This window comes from Psychrobacillus sp. NEAU-3TGS, from assembly GCF_029955155.1.
In the GTDB taxonomy this organism is placed as follows: domain Bacteria; phylum Bacillota; class Bacilli; order Bacillales_A; family Planococcaceae; genus Psychrobacillus.
The window spans coordinates 750123-770733 of sequence record NZ_JAPNOZ010000010.1 but is presented as its reverse complement, the minus strand read 5'-3'; the positions used below and the strand labels follow the sequence as shown (position 1 = coordinate 770733).

The window sequence follows — 20611 nt, the reverse complement described above, 5'->3', positions numbered from 1 at the left end:
GTTTTTACTTGCTGATGATTTCAATCGTGTTTCTTGAGGGATCTTGCACGATGATTGAGCTACCTTTCTCTTCAAACTGAAAATCCAAATCGGTCAGTCGAGCTTTTGCTTCGTCTAATTCTTCTTTTGAAAAAAGAAGGGTAAAGTTTTTTAGCCCTCTAGAATTATCTGGTGGAGCAGGGATCCCAGTACCTGACCATGTGTTTAGAGCTACATGGTGATGGTAGTTATCTTTGGATAAAAATAAACTACCATTATCTTTACTCGTAATATCAAATCCAAGGCTATCCACATAAAATTTTTCCGTCATTACAAGTTCTGTAGCTTGCAGATGCATATGGCCGATCCGTGTATTTTCCGGAAGTCCGCTCCAATTAGGATGAGCTTCATTCGCTAATTTTTCAAAATCAATCGGATAAGATCCACCTGCATAACCACCGTTCTTGTCTCTTTCCCAAGTATCAGGAGGAAGATCTGCATAAATTTCTATCCCATTGCCATCTGGATCTGCTAAATAAAGCGCGTCACTATACTGATGATTGGCAGCGCCTTGCATTGGATATTCGGTTTGTGCTAAATGCAACATCATATTTCCTAAACTAGCATGATTAGGCATTAAGATCGCAAAATGATAAAGTCCCGTTGTGGGAAATGGTCTTTCCACAGAGTCCTCTTTCTCTTCCAGTATAAGTAGGGGAGTGCTCCCATCGGCAGTAAGTGTTACCCTTTTTGGTTCTTTCGATAAAATATCAAATCCTATTACTTGTTGATAAAACTCAGTAAGGTTATCGATATCAGAAACAACTAAGTGCACTTCTCCGATTCTAGTAGGAGAGTCTGTATTATATACTTCATAAGTTGAATCGTTCTTTTTAAATAGTATAAATAGTAAACTAAACACTATTATTAAGACAATACCTATGATGATGAATCGTTTATTTTTCATTGCAAATTTCTCCTTTTTCATTTAAACTACATTTTGTAGTGTAACAAGAGAGCTTTACAAAATACAATTATTTTATTCGCATATTCTTATACGAGCAAATATGTTTGACCGAAAATCCTGTTTAAACTACAATGTGTAATGTGAGGTGGTTAAGCTATGAAAATTCGAAAGTTTAAAATGAATGAGAGTGGATTGAACCGCTTTTTTGGTCCTCTAGAAGCAAAAATTATGGACATCTTATGGAACGACGTAGAAATGACGATTAAAGATGTGCAACAAGTGCTTGATAAGGAAAAGGTTACGAATTTTAACACAGTGATGACCGTCATGAACAGACTAGTAGAAAAAGGAATTTTGCAAAAGAAAGCAGAAGGAAGGTCCTCTCTTTTTAAACCGGTACAAACGAGGGATGAGTTTTTAAGTGCGCAATCGAAAGAAATGACAAACGAGTTGATGGATGAATTCGGCAACGTTGTAGTCAGTCATATGTTGGATGCACTAGAAGACGTAGACGATGACCTTGTGGCGAAGCTAGAGCAAAAAATTAAAGAATTGAAAAAGGAACAATAGCCTATGTCCAAACGTCAATCATCGCTTCTATTTCTCGCAGCACTCGTCATTTCAGGTACCATTTTCCTGCAGATGGCTATATACGCAGTCTCTATACTAGTAGGGTGGAACGTCAAATTCAATCTCGTGGTAGTATGTCATAGCTGGTTGAAGGCAGTTGGTCTATCTTCACTGGAGTATGCTTTGGACGGACTCGTAATCTTTACGCTCCTTTTAACTATTTGGCATATTAGCTCGCAATTAATTCATACTGCACGTATGAAAACACGATTAGAGCAATATAGAGCAAAAAAACTTACGACTGAGTTCAATCAAACCTATAGCAATGAAAAAGAAGATGTAATTATCATCTCGCACCCTACACCAATGGCAATTACCATGGGATTTGTGCAACCTAAAATTGTTATTTCAACAGGCTTGATAAACTTATTAACAAGGGACGAACTAGAAGCTGTCCTTGCACATGAGATGTACCATAAGGCAAACCGTGATCCACTAAAGTTATTTATATTATCGCTTTGTGCATCTACAATTGGATATATCCCAATTTTAAAATGTTTTAACCAGCAATTTAGAATTATTCAAGAAATTTTAGCGGATGAATTTGCTATTAAAAAACAAGCAACATCTGTGCACTTAGGTAGCGCACTTTTGAAAATGTTAAAGGTGGGAACGGCTAAAAAAATGCCATTTTCCTATGCATCCTTTGCAGATACATCGGTTAATTACCGAATTGAATATATATTGAATCCATTACAAATTCAAATGAAAATTCCGGTAAAAGTTGCATGGCTATCATTCGCTATTTTTAGCATGATGTGCGCCGTTTTTATGTATGCGATAGCGTAGTTAATTTTTTTGTTTGGATAAGCTTACCGCTCGATTCTCCGGGAAATCGAGCAGTGAGCTTTAGAAAACAAGATATTTTCATTTTTTACCCCATTACACTACATGATGTAGTTTTAATTAGGAGTGTTTTAATTGTCAAAAAAATTATTTTGGATCATTGGAATAATCGCTGTATGTATTATAGGGATTATCGTATTAACAGACGCAAAGAAAGAATCGGTAGACATTGATTATGCAGGGCAGCCGTTTATTGGAGAAGAATCGGCACCAGTAGAAATTATCGAGTTTGGGGATTATAAATGCCCGCATTGTGGAGATTTTGACAGTACATTATTTCCGCTCATCAATGAACAGTTTGTGGAAACAGGAAAAGCGAAGTTTTACTTTATGAACTACTCATTCATCGCACCAGACTCTACGACTTCTGCACAATTTGCAGAGACCGTGTATAAAGAGCTTGGCAATGAAAAGTTTTGGGAATTCCATCACTTATTATTTGCCAATCAGACAACCGAATCTGGACAAGAAAATGTAATGACGGAAGAGTTTTTACAGGCAGTATTAGCAGAGGTGGCGACTGCTGAAGAAGTAGAAAAGGTAAGTCTTGCATATAGCGAAAGTTCTGCAAAAGATGCATGGCAGAAGGATATGAATATAGCAAACAATCTAGGAGTTGCTTCTACACCGACAATCTACATAGGCGGGAAGGAATTCACTGGTGCAACGATGGATGATTTTGCGAAGAGGGTAGAAGAGGCTGCCGATGGTAAATAAGCCACTTCTATTTGCATGGCTCACCTCTCTTGTTGCCATGGTAGGTAGTTTGTTCTTCAGCGAGCGTATGGGGTTTATCCCATGTACGCTTTGCTGGTATCAGCGAATTTTAATGTATCCTCTTGTTATATTTCTAGGCATCGCTTTTTATCGAAATGATCGGGAGATTTATAAATATATATTGCCCATTTCGATTATTGGCATCGTTATGTCTAGCTATCATTATGCGCTGCAAAAGATTCCTTCCATGCATGAATTCAGTAGCTGCACAAGTGGAGTTCCATGTACTGGACAATATATTAACTGGTTTGGATTTGTGACGATTCCTTTTTTAGCACTCATTGCTTTTATATTTATCACAATCATGATGCTCATACTCTGGAAACAGAAGTAAGAAAGGAGAATTGTGACTATGGAAAAAAAGAAAAGACGGTTTTACATTCGAGCAAGTATTTTAACCTTATTAGTCGTAGCAATCGTTTTTACTATCTATTCGAATTTAACGAAAGAGAAAACAGCGATATTACAAGTAGGAGACAATGCACCGGATTTTGCGCTTATTGATATGAATGGTGAAAAGCATCAATTATCCGATTACAAAGGGCAAGGCGTCTTCTTAAACTTTTGGGGAACTTGGTGTAAACCATGTGAAAGAGAATTTCCACTCATGGACAAACACTATCAGGATTACAAAGATCAAGGTGTTCAAATCCTCGCCGTTAATATTGGAGAATCCGATTTTGCTGTTCAGAAATATGTAGATAGAAAAGGATTAACATTTCCAGTTTTAATAGACGACAATAAGAGTGTCATGGAAACATACAATATCAATCCTTTGCCAACAACGATGCTTGTGAACCCAGAAGGCAAGATAGAGAAAATCATAACTGGGGAAATGAGCGATGAAGCAATTAAAGGAAATATGGAACAAATTAAGCCGAATTAAAGCATCCTTACAATAGCAGTGCAAACCAATGTCTGGTTTGTGCTGTTGTTTTTTTATTCATGCTAGAGACATTGACTGCCAATTAAAACAAAATTTCATATAGTATTTTTCAATAAATGCATCCAGGAAATGGTTAAGGGCAACCAATCAACCATTGAAAACAATCAGTTTTACTTGGAAAGCAACTAAAATAGCAGGAGAGCAACCAAATTGCGTGTGAAAGCAATCAATTCTTAAAATAACAAGTTTACTTGGATTGAGATACCAACGATTGAAACATGTTATTGACACGAATAACCCTATATAAGTTTCACATTTATTATTGTCCATAGCCTAATAGTTATTTATACCTGTTTTGTCTATAAAAAGCTTTACTGCATTTTGTATCATTTTTCATACATAAGCTTATGACTAAAGTTCGTTTGATTATTCTGATAATGTGGTAAAATATTCTATAATAGAAATGCAGGAAAGAGGTGCATCATTTGAACTTAGTAAGATCCACTGGTAATGGCATGCTAGGGCGATGGGCAGACGTTGAAGAAAGAAAACGAATGCACAAACGTCATAATGCTGGCGATGCATACCGTAGACAAGCGGAATATTTCCAACCCAAAATACCAACCCTATCGCAAATAGAAGAGTTGCTATTAGGGAATAAAGAAAAAGTAACTGATACGCCAAGCAATCCAAAAACGAATATAATTGATATAAAAGGTCCTAGTATCCCAGTGCAAACAATCGATGGACCGACACTAGAAAAAACAGTGGAGCTATTAGAGAAAGTAAGAAGCACCGCACTTGCTCCTGCAGAGCCAACGCCTGAGGACCTACGTGTTGCGGCTAGTGCATCCGCTAAGATTCAGCGTGTGAATGCACAAATAACTTTAAATATGGAAGCGAACCGTCAAATTGCGCTTGAAGTAAAACAACAACTAGAAGACGAAGCATCTATTTCGAACGGCTCCGTTCCTTCTGATCTTTCCTCACCCAAAGTGTTGCAAGTAGACCTACAGAAAAAACGATTGAAAGAACAAGCGATTGCAAAATATTCGTATCAAGTACATTTAAAGAGATACGGATTTGCCGATTTAGAGCCGAGTTTCTTCCATATAGCTTAGGAGTAATAAGAAATGGCCAAAAAACCAAAAACGAATGCAGTTCGAATGTTAGAACTGCAAAAAATAGATTTTGAGCTAATTGAATATGAATTGACTGGTGACAAAGTAGACGGGGTAACTGTAGCAAACAAAATCGGCTATCCTGTTTTTGTCGTCTATAAAACGCTGCTTGTAACAGCTGGAACAGGGAAATATTATGTGTGCATCATTCCTGTTGACAATGAACTGAATCTAAAAGCGATTGCGAAGGTAGTAGGAGAGAAAAAGGTAGAATTGCTTCCTCTAAAAGATTTACTCCCGATTACTGGATACATACGGGGGGGATGTTCTCCTATTGGAATGAAAAAACTATTTCCAACAGTAGTGGACGCAAGTGCGGAAAAGCAGGATTTTATAATTGTAAGTGGCGGGAAAATTGGACTTCAAGTAAAGCTTGCATTACCTGATTTACTTCGGATGACAAAAGGGCAGGTAGCTGCAATTAGTAATAATGGATAGTTATATCTAATTGTGGAACGTTATAACTTTTTGGTGAAGGTTTTTTGTAGGAAAGAAGGAGTGAAATGAGCAAAGAATGTATATGGCGCTGGACGTTTTTTATTAGCGGTATTCTTTTGATGTCTCTTGGTATTTCATTGACGATTAAAGGGCAGCGCTTTGGAATTAGTCCATGGGATGTTTTGCATGTTGGACTGTATAATCACTTAGGATTATCGATTGGTACGTGGGCTATATTAACTGGCATTATTATCGTCTTAGCTACGATGATTGGCACAAAAAAATGGCCACAATTAGGTACATGGCTAAATATACTTTTCATCGGTTTTTTTATTGATTTCTTCAACTGGATGTTACCAGATTTCAAGAGCTTTGCTGGGCAATCTATTAGTTTTTTATTAGGGCTTATGATTATGGGGATGGGTGTTGGAGTATATGTATCTCCTAATATTGGAGCTGGACCGCGAGATTCATTGATGCTTTTAATAGTACAGAAGTTGGGGTGGAGCATTAAAACAGTACGTACTGGCATTGAAGTAATTGTAGGATTTGCCGGTTGGATACTAGGAGGTCCAGTAGGTATTGGAACCGTTATAACAGCACTCCTTCTCGGCCAACTTGTTCATTACACTTTACCGATGTCTCAAAAAATTTTACTAAATATTAGTGGCTATACGCAGCATTTTACAAAACTGAGTGTGGAAGATCAGAAATGATTTTCGGCACTTTTTTTCATCTTTTTCAATTCATTCGCATATAGTATCCATGGAACGAAGAGATGGAAAGGGTGATAATTTGGGCGGTACAGTTACGCATTATATGGGAAGATCTTATACAGGACAAGGCGTAAAAAACTTTTATAAAGAACTAATTCAGGAAGCTAAAAAAGTATATTTTTTTAAAGGACCGACTTCTTATCGACTAACAGAAGTATTGAAAGAAATAGGATACGCCGCTATTCGCAGAGGCAAAGATACGGAATGGTTCTATGATCCATTACATGAGGATGTTTTAGAAGCTGTATATATTATCGATTCGAAAACGCTCTATTTACAAGCGGATACGATTGATCCTACTTACTACGGGGCCGGACATATATGGGTTCCATTTTATGAAACGTATGATGATCGAAAGCTGCACGATTTAGCTCCTTTAATTCGCGATAAACAAATTGCCAATGAAGTTTGGTTGACGAAAGGGTTACAAACATTATCACGAGCTAAAGTTATCCATGATGAATGGGAGCAGCTGATCCTTCCGGCAATCGATTGGGATGGCATCAACGCATTGCTAGAAACGGTCAAAAAGAAATGTCTTGGAAATGTGCAGCTTCAAAAAAAGTCAGACGTGACGCATCGGTTAATGGGGTCACTGACTCCTGTAGGCGCACAAGATACGTTAAAGTCTATTTCTAAAAACTTAAAGTCTCGTTTATATATAAAAGGTTTACCTGGTAGCGGAAAATCCTCCTTTATGAAAAAGTTTGGAGAAGCCGCAAAGCTACAAGGATTGGATATCCGCTTCATCTGGTGCGGGCTAGATGCAAATAGTGTGGATGGCATTATTATTCCTGAGTTGCAACTATGTATGGTAGACGCAACAAGCCCTCATGTATACGACCCTGAACGTGAAGGAGACGAGATTGTCGATTTCATGTCCCATATCAATCAAGAATTATTAGAGGATAAGAAGATTGCAGAGGTAAGACAACGATATTCAAATGAAATGGAGCTTGCCCAAGACTACATTTCCACTTATGCAAGTGACTCCAGAACGATCAGAATGCTCTATGATTCTACAATAGATGAAGAGAAATGGACAACTTTTCAAAATGAAATGATTTCAACAATCGAGTGAGCAGGGAATATTCTGCTCGCTTTTTTTGAAAAGATTAAAAACAATTATTTTTGTACTTTATATAAAAAATATTGACCGTAGGCGGAATTTTCTGTATTCTATCGTAAACGCTTACATATTTTAAATCATATAAAAAATATTTGTACTCAAATCTTATTACATTAGTTTCACCATTGGAGAAATTAATGTAATAAGGTATTAATTTAACGAATAATTAGTATGATGAGTTAATAATTATTTACACGGTGGTTAAAATTATTTTCGATTTATTGTTTTATATGCATAGAAACGAAAATATTTTATAGCTTTACCAAAAATAAACAAAGGGGATGGATGTTGAAATGAGAAAGGTAAATTCTTGGAAAATGCTATTTTTCGCTTTAGTTTGTTCAATTTTACTTGTTGGTTGTTCAGATGAAAAAAGTGCGAATAGCGAGAAAGGGCAAACAGGTAAAGAAAAAGAAATTGTGATCGCTGTAAACGAAAACTTTATTTCAATGGATCCACATAACACTGGTGATACAAATTCAAACTCTGTTCAATCAGCGATGTTGGAGGGTTTATTGGGGTTTGATAAAGACGGCAAAATAATACCTGTATTGGCTGAAGAGTACAGCGTAAGTGAAGATGCGTTGGAATTTACGTTTAAATTGAATCAGGGAATTAAGTTCCATGATGGAGAAGATTTTAATGCGGAAGCTGTCAAAACGAACGTTGAAAGGATTATGAACGATGAAAGCTTGAGATTAAATAGTAGGGGCTTCAATTTAATAACAAGTATAGATATTTTAGGAGACTACGAAATTAAGATTACTATAGAGAAACCTTATGGTGCTATGTTAACTAGATTTGGTTCTGCTAAAATGATTAGTCCAAAGTTAATCAAAGAAAATAGTAGTGATATTCCGAAGAGCCCAGTAGGAACTGGACCATTTAAGTTTGTAGAATGGGTTCAAGGTGATCACTTAACAATTGAAAGATTTGATGATTATTGGAAAAAAGGAGAACGCGTTAAGAAAATAACTTATAAACCGGTACCAGAAAATGGTTCTCGTGTTGCGATGTTAAAAACAGGTGAGGCAAGTGTAATTTATCCATTGCCAGCTCAAAATCTTGAAGAACTTGAAGCTAATAAAGATGTTGTGGTTAGTAAAATTCCTTCAACAATCGCTCGCTATGTATCAATAAATACGATGAAAGAGCCGTTTAATGATGTTCGTGTACGTCAGGCTTTCAATTACGCAGTAGATAAGGATGCTTTTATTAACGTAGTTAACTCTGGGTTTGGACTACCTTTAGATTCTATCATCCCGAGTAAAACAATTTATTATGCTAAGCAAGATGTCTATGAGCAAAACATAGAAAAGGCTAAAGAACTACTGAAAGAAGCAGGATTTGAAAATGGGTTTACGGCCGAAATTTGGGGTAATACAAACTCCGATACGATGAAAGGCATGCAATTTATTCAACAACAATTAAAAGAGATTGGTGTAACAGTAGAGATTAAATCCATGGAAGAAGGAACACTTTCAGATGAAATCTATGGTGCACAAACACCAGAAGATTCGAAGTTACAAATGTGGTATGTGAGCTGGTCTGCTTATGCATCTGATATAACAAATGCAACAAAGCCATTGTTCCATAGTGAATCATTTCCTCCTAATGGTTCGAATACCGCTTACTACAATAATGCGGAAGTAGATGAGTGGATGGATGCAGCTAATTCTACAGGTGATACTAGTAAACAAGCTGAGTTGTATGAAAAAATTCAATCAGCTGTTTATAAGGATTCACCTTGGATTTTCCTTGGTGTAGATGAACTGCTCTACGGTTCACGTTCTGATATAGAAGGTATTTATGTTGAAACCGGTGGTGGTATTAATGTAAATGACGCAAATTTTAAATGATTAAAAAGTAGAAGTAGAAAAGATTGAAGTTTACAGCTAAGCTAGGGCGCTGATTGTACAAACGCCCTAGCACTATAAAATCATTACGACTATATAATTCAACTAATCATATTAATAACTTCTATCCACCTTTTATAGAGAGGGGAAATATTTTTGTTCCAATACATTTTAAAAAGAATCATAGAAATGATACCACTTCTTTTAGTTATTTCTATTTTATCATTTCTTTTTATCCATATGATTCCTGGTGATCCGGCACGGTTAGTAGCTGGGAAAGATGCAACACTTGAGGATGTCAACCGCGTCAGTATCGAATTGGGATTAGATCAACCAATATGGAAGCAGTATATTTCATTTATGGGAAACTTATTTCAGGGAGATTTAGGGACTTCATTAAAAACAGGTTTACCGGTTTCTACTATGTTTGCAGATCGATTTATGCCATCCGTCTATTTAACCCTGCTAAGCATGGGTTGGGCAGTAGTCATTGGTCTAATAATAGGAACATTGTCTGCTGTTTTTAAAAATAAGTGGCCGGATCATTTGGGAATGGTTACTGCTGTATCTGGTATTTCTTTACCAGGATTTTGGCTAGGGTTAATTCTCATTCAAATCTTTTCTGTGCAACTAGGATGGTTTCCGACAGGTGGTTCTGAAGGATGGAAGAGCTATGTGTTACCTTCTATTACACTTGGAGCAGGAATAATGTCTATGCTAGCACGCTTCACTAGGTCTTCATTACTTGAAACTTTAAAAGCTGATTTTATCCGAACTGGAAGAGCGAAAGGATTGAAAGAATCTAGTGTACTAACAAAGCATGCATTAAGGAACTCGTTAATTCCTGTTGTTACAATTGCAGGATTACAATTTGGTTTCTTGTTAGGTGGCTCGGTAGTTGTAGAAACTGTTTTTAGTTTTCCAGGAATGGGACGTTTACTAATTGATTCGATTGCATTCAGAGATTACCCTGTTATTCAATCCGCACTACTGTTATTTTCAGTTGAATTTATTTTAGTGAACTTAATAGTCGATATTTTATATAGTACCCTAAATCCAAAAATTCAATATGAATCATAAAGGAGAGTAGGTATGGAATTTACAAGTACAGTAAGGGAAAAGAAACATGTTGTTCCTAAAAAGAAATACTCACCTGTCCGAGAGTTTTGGGTGAATTTCAGGCGTCAAAAGACTGCTTTCTTTGCAAGTATGTTTATTTTATTACTAATTATTATTGCGTTTGTAGGACCTTCTATTGCTCCTTATGATCCTTATCAACCAGATTATGATGCAACATTACAGGGACCAAGTAGTGAACATGTTTTAGGAACAGATGAATATGGTCGAGACATATTTAGTCGAATACTAGTTGGAACTAGAATTACCTTAAGTGTAAGTATGTCATCTGTATTAATAGGTGCTGTTGTAGGTACTGTATTAGGAATAATGAGTGGGTATTTTGGTGGTTGGTTAGATCGAATTATTATGAGATCAAGTGATGTAATGTTTGCGTTTCCAGATTTATTACTGGCCATTGCGATTGTGGCAATTTTAGGGCCAGGACTGAATAACGTAATTATAGCTGTGTCTGTGTTTAGTGTACCTTCGTTTGCAAGATTAGTAAGAAGCTCTACGCTGGAAGCGAAAGAGAATACTTTTGTAGAAGCAGCAAAATCAATGGGTGCACCCCACAAACGGATTATGTTTAAGCATATTTTTCCAGAAACAGTTAGCGGTTTAATAGTTTTCGTTACGATGCGAATTGGTGGGGCCATAATTGCTGCATCTAGCTTGAGTTTCCTCGGATTAGGTGCGAGTCCAGAAACACCAGACTGGGGAGCAATGCTTAGTATGGGTCGTGATTATTTAGGAACCGCTTCTCATGTCGTCATGATGCCTGGTATTGCTATATTTTTGACAGTTTTGGCATTCAATCTCATTGGGGATGGTTTACGTGATGTTTTGGATCCTAAAACAAAGAACGAATAAGGGAGTTTGTAAAGGATGAGCGAAAAACTACTGCAAGTCGAGCAGCTTCAAACTGATTTTACGAAAGATAAGCGGAAAATTAGAATCCTACATGGAGTAAATTTTCATATAAACAAAGGCGAAGTTATAGGTTTAGTTGGCGAATCAGGTTGTGGTAAAAGTTTAACATCACTTTCCATCATGGGGTTATTTAAAGGAACAAGTGGAGAAATAACAGGTGGAAACATTCGATTTAATGGGCAGGATTTAACTAGCTTAAATGTAAATGAAATGAGAAAAATGCGTGGTAAACAAATTGCAATGATATTCCAAGAACCAATGACTTCTCTAAATCCAGTGATGAAAATAGGGGAGCAGTTAATGGAACCAATCCGAATTCATTTGAATTTGAATAAGAAGCAGGCAAAAGAGCACGCGGTTTCTATGTTAAAGAAAGTTGGAATTGCTCGTTCGGATGAAGTAATAAATGAGTATCCACATCAATTATCTGGTGGGATGAGACAAAGAGTAATGATTGCAATGGCAATGTCCTGTAATCCCAATCTATTAATTGCAGATGAACCTACAACTGCGCTTGATGTAACAATTCAAGCACAAATATTGGAATTGATGAAACAACTTCAACAGCAAGAGAATATGTCTATTTTGTTGATAACTCATGATTTAGGTATTGTAGCTGAAATGTGTGATCGAGTAGTGGTTATGTATGCAGGAAGAGTTGTCGAAGAAGCAGACGTATTTGATTTATTTGAAAAACCAAAACATCCTTATACTCAGGGACTAATTGGCTCTGTACCTAAAATTGGTGATAAAAGGGATAAGTTAGATTCGATTAAAGGGAATGTCCCAGACCCTAGTGATATGCCGATAGGATGTAAATTTGCACCGAGATGTACACAGGTAATGCCAATTTGTTTAGAGAAAGAACCAACTAGTATGATGCTAGAAAACGAAAGGCTGTGTAGCTGTTGGCTTTATGATCATGAAAGGGGGGAAACGCATGTCTAATAAGCTTCTAAAAGTCACAGGTATTAGAAAATCATTTGATATTCCGAGTGGTGTATTCGGGAGGAAAAAGACACTAAAGGCTGTTAACGATGTATCTTTCGAAATTATGGAAGGGCAAACATTCAGTTTAGTAGGAGAAAGTGGCTGTGGGAAATCGTCAACTGGTCGTCTTGTATCTCGCTTACTTACACCGAGTGACGGGGAAATTTGGATCGACGGGGAAGAGATTTCTCAAAAGAAAGAATCACAGTTAAAGAAAATGAGACAAAAAGTTCAAATGATTTTTCAAGATCCGTATGCTTCTTTAAACCCTAGAATGAAAGTGCGAGATATTATTGCAGAACCCCTTTTGATTCATACAAAGTTATCAAAACTAGAACAGCAACGTTTAGTTTCTGAGATTTTAAAAGTTGTAGGATTAAACGAATCTCACGCGGATCGATATGCACATGAATTCAGTGGGGGTCAACGTCAACGTATTGGAATTGCTCGTGCGCTTATCATGAAGCCACGATTAATAATTGCGGATGAACCTGTTTCGGCTCTTGACGTTTCGATCCAATCACAAATATTAAATTTATTAAAGGATTTACAAAGTGAGTACAATATCACCTATTTGTTTATCTCCCACGATTTAAGTGTGGTAGAACATATTAGCGATTATATCGGTGTAATGTATTTAGGGACAATTGTTGAATCAGGACCAAAAGATGCTATCTTCTCTGATCCGCAACATCCTTATACAAAGGCCTTGCTATCTTCCGTGCCAGTACCAGATCCAACGTTTAGGAAAGAACGAATTATCCTAAAAGGAGATTTGCCAAGCCCGATGAATCCTCCAACAGGTTGTCCATTCCATACACGTTGCCCGGTTAGTATGGAAGTGTGTAAAACTATAGAACCGAAAGTTACACAAGTGGCATTAGACAATCATTTCGTTTCATGTCATTTAATGAGCTCGTAAATGTAGAAATGAATAAAAATCAAGTAAACGAAAAAAGTATCATATCAAATTGAAGAGGTGAAGAGAATGAAAGTAGGTTTAAGTACATACAGCCTAGTAAAAGAATTGAGAGAAGGAACAATGACAGTTTTGGATGTTATCCAATGGATTGCAGACAACGGAGGGGAACATATGGAAATTGTTCCTTATGGTTTTACTGTTGTGGATAATGTGGAGTTAGCTGATCAGATTAAGGCAAAAGCCGAATCTGTTGGAATAGAATTGTCTGCGTATTCTTTACCAGCAAATTTTGTGCAAGAAACAGAAGAAGCGTTTGAAGAAGAAGTAACTCGTTTGAAACAACATGTGGATATTGTGAACCGTCTAGGTATTAAAATTATGCGTCATGATGTGACGGCATTTACATTACAGCCTGAAGAAATGACCATTCACTACTTTGAGGAGCATTTCTCCAAATTCGTGAAAGGTAGTCAATTAGTGGCTGACTATGCTGCACAATTCGGTATTACTACTACAATTGAAAACCATGGATTTAATGTTCAAACGAGCGATCGTGTGCAAAGTGTTATTCATGCAGTGAATCGCGAGAACTTCAAAACAACACTTGATGTTGGAAACTTCCTATGTATAGATGAAGATCCACTTGTAGGTGTGAAGAAAAATTTGAAGTATGCTGCAACCGTTCATTTTAAAGACTTTTATATCCGACCTTATTATGAAAATCCAGGAGACGGGGTATGGTTTAGAACGGTGAATGAAAACTATTTGCGCGGGGCTATTGTAGGGCACGGGGACATCAATATTCGAGAAGTGATGAAATTAGTGAAAAACTCCGGTTATGATGGATATCTTACGGTTGAATTTGAAGGTATGGAAGATTGTAAAGTAGGCTCAAAAATTGGTATGGACAACGTAAGAAGATTATGGAATGAAGTTGAACAGTAAGAAAACAAAAATTAATGAGCTTAAAGGGGAAATAACTTTGAAAAAACTAAAGGTTTGTATAATAGGAACAGGATCAATATCAGATTTTCATTTCAACTCATATGTAAATAATCCAGACGTTATTCTACATGGCATTTTCGATTATGTATCAGAAAGAGCTACGCAAAAAGCTGCTCAATATGGTGTTTCACATGTGTATCAGAGTTTAGATGAAGTATTTACAGATCCACAGGTCGACGCAGTGAGTATTTGTACATGGAACAATACACATGCGGAAATCTCCATTGCAGCACTTAATAGTGGAAAACATGTACTTGTCGAAAAACCATTGTCTTTGAATGTTGAAGAAGCACTTAGGGTTCAAGGTGCAGTTGAAAAGTCCGAAAAAGTGTTACAAGTAGGTTTTGTGAGAAGATTTGCGACAAATACTAAAGTATTAAAATCATTTATTGATGCAGGTAAGTTGGGGGAAATTTACTACGCGAAAGCCTCATGTCTAAGACGTCTTGGAAATCCAGGAGGATGGTTTGCTGATAAAGAAAGATCTGGCGGAGGACCACTAATTGATTTAGGTGTTCACGTGATAGATATTTGTTGGTATTTAATGGGGCGACCAAAAGTAAAGTCTATTTCTGGAAATACTTATAGTAACCTAGGCAACAGAGGAAATGTAGAAAATTTAAGTTTTTATAAAGCGGCTGATTACGATAAATCCAAAAATACGGTAGAAGATTTAGCTAATGCTCTTATTACCTTTGAAAATGGGGCTTCTCTGTTTGTAGACGTTTCATTCACTTTGCAGGCTAAAAAAGATGAAATTAACGTCAAACTGTTTGGAACAAAAGGTGGGGCTGAGTTAGAGCCTGAATTGGTTATCGTTAGTGAAGAAAATAATACAATTTTAAATATACATCCACAAATGGACAATTTATCTTTTGATTTTGAAAAAGCATTTCAAAGTGAAATTGATTCATTTGTAAATAGCTGTTTAACGGGAGAGAAACCAGTTGCTCCAATTGAAGATGGTGTGGAAATGATGAAAATGCTGGAAGGTATTTATGAAGCTGCGGAGAAAAAGTGTGAGGTGATTTTTTCGTAATGAGCTTACAAGTCAAATTATCCAACAAAATTGGTGTGATTGTAGATAGTCTTAGATTGCCACTTTATGAGGGCTTAAAAAAAGCGAAGGAAATAGGAGCGGATGGTGTCCAAATTTATGCAGTAGATGGAGGAATGGAACCGGAAAATATGAGCTCTGTGGCACGAAAAGAGTTAAAAAATTTCTTGGATTCAATAGGATTAGAAATTTCAGCACTTTGCGGAGATTTAGGAGGACATGGATTTCAAGATGCTATTCTCAATGAAGAAAAGGTGGAAAAGTCTAAGCGCATCTTAGATTTGGCAGTAGATTTAGGAACAAATATAGTTACTACCCATATTGGAATAATACCTGAAAATCAAAATAGCAAGGTCTACGAGGCAATGCAAAAAGCATGCGAAGAATTAGGCGTATATGCTAAAAGTCTAAATGCATTCTTTGCAATTGAAACAGGTCCTGAAAAAGCTAATAGATTAAAATCATTTTTGGACAGTCTTAGCACAAACGGTGTTTCTGTTAACTTTGATCCGGCTAATATGGTAATGGTTACAGGAGACGATCCGGTAGAAGGGGCAAAACTACTAAAAGATTACATTGTTCATACACATGTAAAAGATGGTGTTCAACTAAAGGCAGTTGATCCTCGTGATGTTTACGGCTACTTAGGATATGGAGGAGGAGTAGACCATGCAAAAATTGCTGAAATGGTTTCCTCTGGCGAATATTTTCGAGAAACACCATTGGGGCAAGGAGAAGTGAATTTCAAAAACTATTTCAATGCGTTGAAAGAAATCAATTACCGTGGATACCTAACTATTGAGAGAGAAGTAAATATTGATCCAGCTAAAGATATTGCAGATGCAGTGCAATATATTCAGAAGTTTAAAAATTAGTAGAGTTTATAATAAAATCTATTTCTGAGGAATGACGGAAGCCTACCTGTGAGAAATCCAGTATAGGCTTCTCGTTATAGATTTATAAATGGTTGTACATTATTATAAAATAGCATGCCAATTAATAATTGAAAAGATAAATTATTTCATGCGTTTAGGTATGTAAATAATACTTGGTTGATTAGTAATAAACTAATCTCCACAAAAGAAGGTTAATAATTGATGGAAAAACAAGACCAAATCTTGATGAAAAAACAAAATAAAACATACGTACTTGAATTAATCAAAAATATGGCTCCAATTTCTAGAATGCAAATTTCAAAAATTACTAAAATGAGTCCTACATCTATTACTCGAATTGTTGGTGAATTGCAGGAACAAGGTTTTGTTAAGGAAACGAAATCAGTTACTTCCGGTGTTGGGAGAAGGGCTACCTTACTTGATATATGTGGTGATGTCTTATTTACCATCGGGGTAGAATTGGATAAAGCTGTTTTAAAAATTGGCATTGTGAATTATGTAGGTGAAGTGGTGGATTTGCAAACCCATGTTAGAAATCCCCTAGAGTCATATGAAGAAACAGTGCAAAATATTAATAATAAAGTTAAAAATATTATTAAGCTAAATGAAATACCTATGGAGAAAATTATTGGATTAGCGGTTGGACTTCCAGGTTCTATTGATTATGAGAATGGTATTGTGAGACTTGCAGAACAACTAAGATGGAAAAATGTTCATCTTATGCGTGATTTAAGTAAGTTATCGTCACTAAATGTTGTGATAGATAATGAATTAAAAATGAAAATTATTGCTGAAAATACAGTAGGAAAAGCAAAGGATTCAAAAAGTTCCATCCTAGTTGGTATTGGTTCCGGTATCGGCGCAGCAATTCTTCTGAATGGGGAAGTGCATCGTGGAGAATCTAATAACGCTGGAGAAATTGGTCACACAGTTATAGATCCAAATGGGAATGTATGTAGTTGTGGGAAATTCGGGTGCTTATGCACATATATTTCAGAAGGGGCTATACTTGCAGATGCAAAGAAAATGAAGGATATTTCTTCAATAGATGAAGTGTTCGGAGCTTTTAGAGATGGAGAATCGTGGGCGCATAATATTTTGGATCGTACAGCGACATATATTGCTTTAGCTATTAGCAATCTTGCGTGTTTATACGAACCGGAATGTATTATATTGAGTGGAAACTTAATCGATAAAATGCCTGAAATGACAGGACAAATTGTAGAAAAGTGTGAAAGGTATATGTGGGAACCGATTAAAAAGAACTTACAAATCGTCCATTCTAGTTTAGGTAGTCAAGGTGTTGTCCTTGGAGCTGCAATTCAAGCACAAAATTCGTTATTTGATATAAATTAAAGATAAAAGATGATCGAATTTGAAACAACTGCCTCTTGTATAAGATTCCATGTAGTTTCAGTAAATATAGGAAAATAGTAAGGGTGACTTAAAAAGTAGTTTAAAACAACTTTTTAGCTCACCCTATTTTATTAGGGATAACGGGAAGGATTTTTGGGAATGGAGATGGGGATATGTACGTATTAGGAATTGATGGTGGTGGCACAACAACTTCTGCAGTTATTGCAGATGAGCATGGAAAAATTTATAGCCAACTAATAGGTGGACGAAGTAATCCAACTGCCATGTCAAAGGAAGAATTTAAGAAAGTAATACAAGATGTACTTCTCAACATTCAAAGCCAAAATCCGAATGTATTTAATGAGCTTGCCTATTGTTACGCTGGAATGGCTGGAGTTGGAGAAGGTAACTATGAAGGAATGCTTCAGCATGAGTTACAGCAATATTTGCCTTCAAAGACAGAGATATTACTTGCAAATGACGCAGTTAATGCCTTATATTCCGGAACATTAGGCCGTGAAGGAATTGTTCAAATTGCTGGGACTGGTGCTATAACGGTAGGTATTAACGAGCATCATGAATTGTTTCGTACTGCAGGATGGGGATATATATTCGATGACGAGGGAAGCGGTTACGATTTAGGAATAGGGGTAATAAAGGCGGTATTTAAAGCATTCGATGGGCGAGGCTTAGCCACTTCGTTGACTAAGCGATTGTTAAGTCATTTTAATGTTAGCTCAGTTCCAGAGATAATTGAAATAGTTTATGGTGATGAACATCCCCGTTCAATTATTGCACCGTTGGGCGTTTATGCAGTAGAGGAAGCATTAAGTAACGACGAAATAGCGCAATCAATCATACAAAAGGCTTGTGAAGACCTCTTTATTTCTATTAAAGCTTGTCATAGCAAAATGAAATTAAAAGATAAAGAAACAATGGTTGTGTTATCGGGTGGGGTATTTTTGAACGCAGATTTATTTATTCCGAAATTGGTGGAATTAGCGAAGATATCACATTTAAATATTTCATTTAAGAAGCCGCTTATTCCACCAGTTGGAGGTGCAATCATTGCTGGGTTAATTGCTCTAAAGGTCCCAATCAGCTCAGTGTTTGTAAGAGAGTTTAATAATCAATACAAAAGTAGTCACCAATTGAAAAAAGATTAAGAAGGCGAATGAAATGACAGAAATTTTGATGCAAAATATTCGAATTGCTCTAGATAAATGGACAATTAATGAATGGGCAATCTTGATTAGAAAAGGTAAGATTGCTCAAATTACTGAAGAATCCTTATCAAGTTATCGGGGGAAAACATTTGAAAATCTAGAGGATGTACCAAAACAAGCAATTACAATGGGTATTCAATCGATTATGAATGCTAAAAAAATTGTACTAATCGCCTTTGGAGATAAAAAAGTAGCAGCAATAGAGCGATTATATAAAGGTATAATTACAGAAGATTTTCCAGCAAGTCAATTGCTAAAGCACACGAATCTTACAGTTATTTATAGTAGTAATGGATAGGGAAAAATACGGTACTTGGTACAAGAACATGGAGTATGTCTGAAACTAGTACATACAAAGAAGCTTACTCTTATAAGAGGATTCATGTTAAACTAGAGAGGAATATTTCGCTTGAAAGGAAAGATGACCTTGTCAAACGTACTAAACAACTTTTTAACAGAAAACTTAGATGCACTAAAAAACCAAGGATTATATAACGAAATTGATCCAGTTGAGGGAGCAAATGGTGCAAAGATTCTAGTTCGTGGTTCGGAACTTATTAACTTATCTTCTAATAACTATTTAGGACTAGCAACTAATCAAGAGCTTAAACAAATCGCAAAAGACGCAATCGACAAATATGGTGTCGGAGCAGGAGCAGTTCGTACAATCAATGGAACACTTGACCTTCACGTAAAACTAGAACAAAAACTAGCAGAATTCAAAGGAACTGAAGCAGCTATTTCCTATCAATCCGGCTTTAATTGCAACATGGCAGCCATTTCAGCTGTAATGGACAAAAACGATGCAATTCTATCGGACCAATTAAACCACGCATCCATTATCGATGGTTGCCGACTATCCAAAGCAAAAATCATTCCATTCAACCACTCAGACATGGATGATTTACGCGCAAAAGCAAAACAAGCTACAGAATCGGGCCAATACAATAAAGTAATGGTTATCACGGATGGCGTATTCTCGATGGACGGCGATATCGCAAAACTACCAGAAATCGTAGAAATCGCAAAAGAATTTGACCTAATCACTTACGTAGATGACGCTCACGGTTCAGGTGTGACTGGTAAAGGAAAAGGAACAGTAAAACACTTCGGTTTAGAAAAAGAAATCGACTTCCAAATCGGTACTTTATCCAAAGCGATCGGGGTCGTAGGTGGATACGTTGCCGGTAAAAAGAACCTAATCGACTGGCTAAAAGTTCGTTCACGTCCATTCCTATTCTCAACAGCACTACCACCAGGGGACGTTGCGGCAATCACTGCAGCAGTTCAAATGATTATCGATTCAACAGAATTGCACGACAAGCTTTGGGAAAATGGTGATTATTTAAAAGCAGGTCTATCTAAGCTTGGATTCGATATAGGAGCATCTGAAACACCTATCACTCCATGTATTATCGGAGACGAAAAACTAACACAAGAATTCTCTAAACGACTATTCGAAGAAGGTGTATACGCAAAATCCATCGTATTCCCAACGGTACCAAAAGGCACTGGCCGCGTCCGCAATATGCCAACAGCAGCTCATACGAAAGAGATGCTTGATGAAGCACTTGCGATTTATGAAAGAGTTGGGAAAGAGCTTGGGGTAATAAAGTAATGAAATCATCATAGGTAACTCTTAGAG

At 36.6% G+C, this 20611-nt stretch carries 22 protein-coding genes; 21 read left to right on the top strand and 1 reads right to left on the bottom strand.

All coding sequences use genetic code 11. The features are described 5' to 3' along the window. Positions 1-4 precede the first annotated feature (4 nt). Positions 5-946: a VOC family protein gene (locus OR571_RS12245; RefSeq protein WP_282243065.1), complete on the bottom strand. Its 942-nt coding sequence runs from the start codon at positions 944-946 to the stop codon at positions 5-7. A 156-nt stretch (positions 947-1102) separates the two neighbouring features. Here OR571_RS12245 and OR571_RS12240 point away from each other — a divergent pair, with 156 nt between their 5' ends. From OR571_RS12240 to OR571_RS12140, 21 genes are all read left to right on the top strand, one after another. After that, positions 1103-1516 (top strand): BlaI/MecI/CopY family transcriptional regulator, encoded by a 414-nt coding sequence (locus tag OR571_RS12240; protein ID WP_282243064.1) that lies wholly within the window; start codon positions 1103-1105, stop codon positions 1514-1516. 3 nt (positions 1517-1519) lie between these two features. Next, positions 1520-2365 carry a M56 family metallopeptidase gene (locus OR571_RS12235; RefSeq protein WP_282243063.1) on the top strand — a complete coding sequence of 282 codons (846 nt, stop codon included), beginning with the start codon at positions 1520-1522 and terminating at the stop codon, positions 2363-2365. A 132-nt stretch (positions 2366-2497) separates the two neighbouring features. Then, positions 2498-3139, top strand: a complete 642-nt coding sequence (locus OR571_RS12230) for a DsbA family protein (protein WP_282243062.1) — start codon at positions 2498-2500, stop codon at positions 3137-3139. Beyond that, positions 3129-3533, top strand: a complete 405-nt coding sequence (locus OR571_RS12225; RefSeq protein WP_282243061.1) for a disulfide oxidoreductase — start codon at positions 3129-3131, stop codon at positions 3531-3533. The genes OR571_RS12230 and OR571_RS12225 overlap by 11 nt, the downstream gene beginning before the upstream one ends. A gap of 18 nt (positions 3534-3551) precedes the next feature. Then, positions 3552-4085: a thiol-disulfide oxidoreductase ResA gene (gene resA / locus OR571_RS12220; RefSeq protein WP_282243060.1), complete on the top strand. Its 534-nt coding sequence runs from the start codon at positions 3552-3554 to the stop codon at positions 4083-4085. A 485-nt stretch (positions 4086-4570) separates the two neighbouring features. Beyond that, the gene (locus OR571_RS12215; protein WP_282243059.1) at positions 4571-5206 is read left to right on the top strand and encodes a hypothetical protein; all 636 of its coding nucleotides are present in this window, start codon (positions 4571-4573) and stop codon (positions 5204-5206) included. A gap of 12 nt (positions 5207-5218) precedes the next feature. Next, positions 5219-5704: a Cys-tRNA(Pro) deacylase gene (gene ybaK / locus OR571_RS12210; protein ID WP_282243058.1), complete on the top strand. Its 486-nt coding sequence runs from the start codon at positions 5219-5221 to the stop codon at positions 5702-5704. Between the two features lie 65 nt (positions 5705-5769). Continuing rightward, a complete protein-coding gene (locus OR571_RS12205; protein ID WP_282243057.1) occupies positions 5770-6420 on the top strand; it encodes a YczE/YyaS/YitT family protein in 651 nt (216 codons plus the stop codon). A gap of 103 nt (positions 6421-6523) precedes the next feature. Further along, positions 6524-7561 carry a hypothetical protein gene (locus tag OR571_RS12200; RefSeq protein ID WP_282243056.1) on the top strand — a complete coding sequence of 346 codons (1038 nt, stop codon included), beginning with the start codon at positions 6524-6526 and terminating at the stop codon, positions 7559-7561. A 341-nt stretch (positions 7562-7902) separates the two neighbouring features. After that, a complete protein-coding gene (locus tag OR571_RS12195) occupies positions 7903-9468 on the top strand; it encodes a glutathione ABC transporter substrate-binding protein (RefSeq protein WP_282243055.1) in 1566 nt (521 codons plus the stop codon). A 153-nt stretch (positions 9469-9621) separates the two neighbouring features. Further along, positions 9622-10545 (top strand): nickel ABC transporter permease, encoded by a 924-nt coding sequence (gene nikB, locus OR571_RS12190; RefSeq protein ID WP_282243054.1) that lies wholly within the window; start codon positions 9622-9624, stop codon positions 10543-10545. A 12-nt stretch (positions 10546-10557) separates the two neighbouring features. Further along, on the top strand, positions 10558-11454 hold the full coding sequence (gene nikC, locus OR571_RS12185; RefSeq protein ID WP_282243053.1) for a nickel transporter permease: 897 nt from the start codon (positions 10558-10560) through the stop codon (positions 11452-11454). 15 nt (positions 11455-11469) lie between these two features. Next, positions 11470-12462 (top strand): ABC transporter ATP-binding protein, encoded by a 993-nt coding sequence (locus OR571_RS12180; protein ID WP_282243052.1) that lies wholly within the window; start codon positions 11470-11472, stop codon positions 12460-12462. Next, positions 12455-13426, top strand: a complete 972-nt coding sequence (locus OR571_RS12175) for an ABC transporter ATP-binding protein (RefSeq protein WP_282243051.1) — start codon at positions 12455-12457, stop codon at positions 13424-13426. The genes OR571_RS12180 and OR571_RS12175 overlap by 8 nt, the downstream gene beginning before the upstream one ends. A 66-nt stretch (positions 13427-13492) precedes the next feature. Beyond that, the gene (locus OR571_RS12170) at positions 13493-14371 is read left to right on the top strand and encodes a sugar phosphate isomerase/epimerase family protein (RefSeq protein ID WP_282243050.1); all 879 of its coding nucleotides are present in this window, start codon (positions 13493-13495) and stop codon (positions 14369-14371) included. Between the two features lie 37 nt (positions 14372-14408). Further along, positions 14409-15470, top strand: a complete 1062-nt coding sequence (locus tag OR571_RS12165) for a Gfo/Idh/MocA family protein (RefSeq protein WP_282243049.1) — start codon at positions 14409-14411, stop codon at positions 15468-15470. Continuing rightward, positions 15470-16363, top strand: coding sequence for a sugar phosphate isomerase/epimerase family protein (locus OR571_RS12160; RefSeq protein WP_282243048.1), 894 nt, complete (start codon positions 15470-15472; stop codon positions 16361-16363). The genes OR571_RS12165 and OR571_RS12160 overlap by 1 nt, the downstream gene beginning before the upstream one ends. Positions 16364-16585: 222 nt before the next feature. Continuing rightward, a complete protein-coding gene (locus OR571_RS12155; RefSeq protein ID WP_282243157.1) occupies positions 16586-17740 on the top strand; it encodes an ROK family transcriptional regulator in 1155 nt (384 codons plus the stop codon). 173 nt (positions 17741-17913) lie between these two features. Beyond that, entirely contained in the window at positions 17914-18906 is a 993-nt protein-coding gene (locus OR571_RS12150; RefSeq protein ID WP_282243047.1) for an N-acetylglucosamine kinase, read from the top strand. Positions 18907-18919: 13 nt separating this feature from the next. Beyond that, positions 18920-19264: a sugar phosphate isomerase family gene (locus OR571_RS12145; RefSeq protein WP_282243046.1), complete on the top strand. Its 345-nt coding sequence runs from the start codon at positions 18920-18922 to the stop codon at positions 19262-19264. Between the two features lie 129 nt (positions 19265-19393). Then, positions 19394-20584 (top strand): glycine C-acetyltransferase, encoded by a 1191-nt coding sequence (locus tag OR571_RS12140; RefSeq protein ID WP_282243045.1) that lies wholly within the window; start codon positions 19394-19396, stop codon positions 20582-20584. Positions 20585-20611: the final 27 nt, after the last annotated feature.

Bases quoted from the DNA above. Each gene is read 5' to 3' on its own strand.
- OR571_RS12245 (WP_282243065.1), bottom strand. From the start codon at position 946: ATGAAAAATAAACGATTCATCATCATAGGTATTGTCTTAATAATAGTG.
- OR571_RS12240 (WP_282243064.1), top strand. From the start codon at position 1,103: ATGAAAATTCGAAAGTTTAAAATGAATGAGAGTGGATTGAACCGCTTT.
- OR571_RS12235 (WP_282243063.1), top strand. From the start codon at position 1,520: ATGTCCAAACGTCAATCATCGCTTCTATTTCTCGCAGCACTCGTCATT.
- OR571_RS12225 (WP_282243061.1), top strand. From the start codon at position 3,129: ATGGTAAATAAGCCACTTCTATTTGCATGGCTCACCTCTCTTGTTGCC.
- resA (WP_282243060.1), top strand. From the start codon at position 3,552: ATGGAAAAAAAGAAAAGACGGTTTTACATTCGAGCAAGTATTTTAACC.
- ybaK (WP_282243058.1), top strand. From the start codon at position 5,219: ATGGCCAAAAAACCAAAAACGAATGCAGTTCGAATGTTAGAACTGCAA.
- OR571_RS12205 (WP_282243057.1), top strand. From the start codon at position 5,770: ATGAGCAAAGAATGTATATGGCGCTGGACGTTTTTTATTAGCGGTATT.
- OR571_RS12200 (WP_282243056.1), top strand. From the start codon at position 6,524: ATGGGAAGATCTTATACAGGACAAGGCGTAAAAAACTTTTATAAAGAA.
- OR571_RS12195 (WP_282243055.1), top strand. From the start codon at position 7,903: ATGAGAAAGGTAAATTCTTGGAAAATGCTATTTTTCGCTTTAGTTTGT.
- nikC (WP_282243053.1), top strand. From the start codon at position 10,558: ATGGAATTTACAAGTACAGTAAGGGAAAAGAAACATGTTGTTCCTAAA.
- OR571_RS12180 (WP_282243052.1), top strand. From the start codon at position 11,470: ATGAGCGAAAAACTACTGCAAGTCGAGCAGCTTCAAACTGATTTTACG.
- OR571_RS12175 (WP_282243051.1), top strand. From the start codon at position 12,455: ATGTCTAATAAGCTTCTAAAAGTCACAGGTATTAGAAAATCATTTGAT.
- OR571_RS12170 (WP_282243050.1), top strand. From the start codon at position 13,493: ATGAAAGTAGGTTTAAGTACATACAGCCTAGTAAAAGAATTGAGAGAA.
- OR571_RS12160 (WP_282243048.1), top strand. From the start codon at position 15,470: ATGAGCTTACAAGTCAAATTATCCAACAAAATTGGTGTGATTGTAGAT.
- OR571_RS12155 (WP_282243157.1), top strand. From the start codon at position 16,586: ATGGAAAAACAAGACCAAATCTTGATGAAAAAACAAAATAAAACATAC.
- OR571_RS12150 (WP_282243047.1), top strand. From the start codon at position 17,914: ATGTACGTATTAGGAATTGATGGTGGTGGCACAACAACTTCTGCAGTT.
- OR571_RS12145 (WP_282243046.1), top strand. From the start codon at position 18,920: ATGACAGAAATTTTGATGCAAAATATTCGAATTGCTCTAGATAAATGG.